The 4,634-nt window shown below is 65.5% G+C and carries 5 protein-coding genes; 2 read left to right on the top strand and 3 right to left on the bottom strand.

All coding sequences use genetic code 11. The annotated features are described in order from the left end of the window. Positions 1-171: 171 nt before the first annotated feature. Together ACFQS1_RS40160 and ACFQS1_RS40155 are read right to left on the bottom strand one after the other, a co-directional pair. Positions 172-477, bottom strand: a complete 306-nt coding sequence (locus ACFQS1_RS40160; protein ID WP_378978267.1) for a DUF7677 family protein — start codon at positions 475-477, stop codon at positions 172-174. Between the two features lie 179 nt (positions 478-656). After that, positions 657-1,409, bottom strand: coding sequence for a DUF4190 domain-containing protein (locus ACFQS1_RS40155; RefSeq protein ID WP_378978265.1), 753 nt, complete (start codon positions 1,407-1,409; stop codon positions 657-659). A gap of 549 nt (positions 1,410-1,958) precedes the next feature. On the opposite strand from ACFQS1_RS40155, the gene ACFQS1_RS40150 reads away from it, so the two are divergent. Further along, on the top strand, positions 1,959-2,402 hold the full coding sequence (locus ACFQS1_RS40150; RefSeq protein WP_378978263.1) for a DUF4279 domain-containing protein: 444 nt from the start codon (positions 1,959-1,961) through the stop codon (positions 2,400-2,402). Between the two features lie 325 nt (positions 2,403-2,727). Continuing rightward, positions 2,728-3,702, top strand: a complete 975-nt coding sequence (locus ACFQS1_RS40145) for a hypothetical protein (RefSeq protein WP_378978261.1) — start codon at positions 2,728-2,730, stop codon at positions 3,700-3,702. 525 nt (positions 3,703-4,227) lie between these two features. Here the strand turns inward: ACFQS1_RS40145 and ACFQS1_RS40140 are convergent. Next, positions 4,228-4,566: a 5'-methylthioadenosine/S-adenosylhomocysteine nucleosidase family protein gene (locus tag ACFQS1_RS40140; RefSeq protein WP_378978269.1), complete on the bottom strand. Its 339-nt coding sequence runs from the start codon at positions 4,564-4,566 to the stop codon at positions 4,228-4,230. Positions 4,567-4,634 lie beyond the last annotated feature (68 nt).

Below are 4,634 nucleotides of genomic sequence, written 5' to 3'. Positions count from 1 at the left end.
TTGCAGCAGCGTCATCCTGCTGCGGTATAGGTGGGAAGGTACGGTCCTGCGCGTCCGTGACGGCGTCAAGACGCGACGGCTGTGTCGGCACCCACAGATTGGGACTGATCGTCAATCTGTATCCTCTCCTGCCGCGATCCGCTCGCAGGGCTGTCCACGCGATACCAGCGCCTATAAGGCCAACTCGAGTTCCCATGCTGCGAAGGGCGGATCCACTAGGTAGCCGTCGTCACAGATGCGGCGGATCCACTGGGCGGCTCGATGCTCCGCTTCGGCGTAGTTGGTCACCTCGCCGGCCTCGTCGACCTCCAGCACGTTGGCGAAGATGGCTAGCACCTGTTCGAGCCCGGATCCGTACAACATGACGGCTGGGCGATAGTCGATGCCTTCGAGTAGGTCCAACGCAAGGGTGCCCTCGGCAAGATAGAAAGCGAAGAAGCGGAGCGACGAGCGAACGGACTCGGGGAGATGGGCCACCGCGTGATTGTTCCTCAGGTCAGCGGTTCGAGCCGACAATGTACTCGTCCGCCGCCGATAACGCTCCGTGAGTGGAGGTCGCCGCGATGCTTCGTCGAGCGTCGGCGTGAATGCTAGGCGTGGCGTACGCGACCGCCAGCCAGCGGACAGCGCGAACCCGTACCACGCGGCCCGGTCGGTCAGCGGTGCCGGACCGAGCCGGTGAGCTTCTTGTCGTTGGTGTCGACGGCGATGCAGATGACGCCACGGTCGTCGGGCCAGTCATCCTGGTCCGGGTACATGTAGTAGAAGTCCAGCGTGCTGGGGTGGTCGGCCCATTTGCTGAGCCGGGTGCCGCAGCCGGACTCCGCCTTCTTCTCGACCGTGCTCTTGCCGGGCCACGTGCCGTTCGCGAGGTTGAACATGGCGTAGATCTCGCCGTCGTGCTTGGCCGAGCACGACGCGTGCGTCGGGTACCCGCCGATGTTGTCGAGGCATTCGCCGATGACGAAGGACGGCTCGTCGGTGGGCGTGGCTTCGTCGGTCGTCGGCTGGGCGGTGGGCGTCGACGCCACGCTGGTGGGCGCGACGACGTCGGCCGGTGGGTGACTCGCCGACGTCGTGGGGGCCAGGGCGAGGGCGAGGACGAAGATCCCAAGCGTCACCAGCACACCGGCGCCGGCGGTGACGAAGCCGGCGATCGCGAGGCCCCGGCCGCGCTGCCCGCGACCTCTGATCTGATTCAGCGCGACGACACCGAAGATCACCGCCAGCGGGGCGATGCAGGGCAGGATGATCGCGGCGATGCCGCTGACCAGTGACGCGATGGCGAAGCCGTTGATCCCGGGGTCGGCCGGCGGTGGGAAACCCGGGTAGCCGGGCGCAGGCGGATAAACCGGTTGCCCATACACCGGGGGCGGAACCGAGCCGGGGGGCGGGTACTGATCGCTCACTCGAAGACGGTACGACGCGACGGGTCTGTGCCGTCTCATCCGTACGGATGATCATGCAAGGGTCGCCGATGACCTAACTGGCCCCCACATCTTTCGATGGGTGTCTGGATCACGGGGGTACGGCGGGCGCCGTGGAGATCTCGGACCGTTGCCTTGTCCAGGTGCGTCCGCAAACCCACGGCGCGACGGAGCCCGATCCTGGGGCCGCTTGACCGGCGCGTTCAGGAACGACAGGTGGGTGACAGCTATCGCTGTTCCCCCATGCCAGCTCCCGGCGGTGCTCGCCGTCGAGGCCTGCCTCATCCTTCCGCGCACGACCCGGCGACTGCTGCCGTGCCGCCTCCGCGTGTAACGCGCGTCGGTCAGAATTCCACCTGTGCGCGTGTTCGCCGGGACTGCCGGAATCTAGCCGTTCTTCCTGCGCCCGGACGTCCGGATTTGCCGCAAGTTGCTCGTTACGCTCCGTCACGCGCGCCGCGGCGGCGAGCGCGTGCTCAAGTAGCCGAATTGAGTGCGCGTCTGCAGGTCCCAACGCATAGGTTGACGCACATGGTGGACGTGCCGTGGAAGGTTCAGCAGTACTGCTACTTCTGGCTCGCCAGCGAGGCGGTGAGAGCCGAACAGGTCACGGAATGTCTCGGGCTTGAACCGGATCGAACTGCGGTCATGGGAAGCCGTCGGACCTCGCCAGGCCTGGTCCCTGCCGCTCATCGGTGGGAGATCCGTTGTGAAACGCACGGACCAATCGACGAACAAGCGTCCACCGTTCTTGCGCGCATCGCGCCCGCCGCTGATCGGGTGCGAGCCCTCGTTGACGGCGGCGACGTTGAAGCAGGCTTGATGATGGTTCGCTATTTCGACGATCCAGACGGCGGGTACAACGCGATGGGCTGGTGGCTGAGCCGTGAGCAGATCCAACTACTCGCACGGATGGGCGCGAGCGTCGAATCGGATGAGTACGCGGGAGATTTCACAGCGCATTCGAGGCGGTGACCGCACTCTCATCTGCCGCAATGATGCGTGCGACCAGGTAGACGGTGGCTGCGCGACGTGGGTGTGCAGCGACGTGGTGGAGCAGATGCGGCAGGTCGCGGCGCGGCCGGCAGCGATGACCTCCTCGAGTCGGTCAAGTTCCGGGGCGTGATGGAGCTCGGCGCTGATCATCCTTCCTCACCGCGGGACTGTTTCTCTCCACGCTGCTCCTGGCAGGCCGGTGAGCTCAATTCCGTTCCCACTCGGGCGTTCGAAGTGATCGAATACCGCGGTGGACGGGTGGGAGAAGGACCAGAAGGAACGTGAGGATCGGCAGCGAGTCCAGGTGCTGGCGCTGCCCGTCCTGCCGGTGCGTCACTACGGCCGGCTGACTGAGGCAGACGACGGCGACGTGCTGCTGTCGGTGTCGGTGGGCCCGGCGGGTGAGGCTGTCGCTCTGTGGTCGGCGCCTGCCGATCGGGAGGCGCTGACGTCGGTGACCGTGCAGCCTGGGTGGGCGTCCTTTCCGGACGCGCGGGCGGCCCGGCCGGCTACGGCCCGGATCACGGTCCACTCACCCGACGCGGTCCAGGTCGTGCGAATTGCGGAGATGCCGCTGGCGCATGCCACGGTCCAGCCGCTGCCGAACGGTCGTTTCCTGGTGGTCGCCGCGCGATGCCGGTGGCGGCCCGAAGGCCCGGACCGCAACGCGCTCGTCTACGGCACGGACGGTGCTGTGGCCGCGCAGTACACGTTCGGCGACGGGATCGAGGGCGTTCACACCACGCCTTCCGGACACGCCTGGGTCGGCTACTTCGACGAGGGCGTCTTCGGCAACTACGGCTGGGGCGGCCCCGGCCCTGAGCCGGTAGGTTCCTGCGGGCTGGCCCGGTTCGACCCGAGCGGGGAGGTGGACTGGCGGTTCCCGCCGGACGACGTCGCATCGATCGATGACTGCTACGCCCTGAACGTCGTCGGTGAGACCGTCTGGGCGTGCTACTACTCCGACTTCCCGGTCGTGAAGATCGACAACGGTCGGGTGACCGCGTGGCGTAACGACCTCGCCCACGGAGCCAAGAGCATCATCGTCGATGACCGCCGCGTCGGGCTGGCCGGCGGCTACCGCCCGCACCGGGACCGTCTGGTCATCGGCGTCCTGAGCGACGGTGGCTTACGGGAAGTAGCCCGATATCGGCTCGTGCTACCCGACGGTCAGCCCCTACCCGACAACGTCCGTATCGTGGGACGCGGCCCGGACCTGCACGTCTTCCACGGCACTGACTGGTACCGGACAAGCCTGACGGACATCCCACCAGCGTGAGAGCGGGCCTTCCCGCGCACCCTTCCCGAAACGCCGCCCAGGCGCCTATCGCCATCGGTCATGTGCAAGGTCAGGAGCGCGTTGCAGGTACGTGCGCTCCTGACCAGCAGGAACACTACCGCGAGCGCGATAACCCCAGGCACGACGCCAGCCGGTTCCCCCGGCGGGATGACCTCTGGCGTCTCGGCCTTCAGCCAGAGTCAGCACCGCACGCGAACCTAAGCCCGGACTGAGGTCACCGCAGGTAACCGCTCACGGTGAACGCCAACTTCCGGAAATGCCGATGACAGTGCACTCGAAAGCACTCAGGTGCGTGAACTCCTATGCTCGACGTTGCGCCTGACTGAGTCATTCAAAAATCATCACCGGGACAGACTCGCGGAGTTGCTGGATAGGGCATTATTCAAGTTCTCACCGAAACTCCTGCAAGCCTTCGAGCGAGCCACGAGGCCGAGCCTTGTGGAGCGGCCCTCCTTGCATTAACAGCGTTTACCAAAAGCCATCGAACGAGAGTCCACCGATCGTTTAATAGTCGTCTTGAGGCCTTCGGAAGGCTCCTTCGCGGACCAGATACCTAAATGCGGCCGCAGAGGTCCTTGCTGCGAATTTATGGAATTCGTCATTCTTTGCCGAGTCGGCAAAGTCGCAAATCGACTTTATAACCGTAACGCGGCATCCATGCCTCTCAGCGGCCCTCGCGACTCCGTACGACTCCATGTCGAGCGCCACCGCCTTGCGGTGTGCGGAACAAATGGCGTCACGAAAGTCTTGAGACGCTACAACCTTCTCGCCGCTGGCGATTACTACATCGGTGTGGACTGCCACCGAGCTCCTCTTTCCGCGGAGTCTCGTCAAACTAGGCATCACCGATGCCGCCACGCGCACTCGCTCGTCAGTGGTCCGCCAAGATGGGGCACCCTCGATGGACGTCT

Source organism: Paractinoplanes rhizophilus (assembly GCF_042664765.1).
Lineage (GTDB): Bacteria > Actinomycetota > Actinomycetes > Mycobacteriales > Micromonosporaceae > Actinoplanes > Actinoplanes rhizophilus.
This window is presented reverse-complemented; position numbering and strand designations above follow the sequence as displayed.

What these genes read in the sequence shown, in the direction of transcription:
- ACFQS1_RS40150 (WP_378978263.1), top strand. Translation starts at nt 1,959, where the DNA reads ATGGTGGACGTGCCGTGGAAGGTTCAGCAGTACTGCTACTTCTGGCTC.
- ACFQS1_RS40140 (WP_378978269.1), bottom strand. Translation starts at nt 4,566, where the DNA reads ATGCCTAGTTTGACGAGACTCCGCGGAAAGAGGAGCTCGGTGGCAGTC.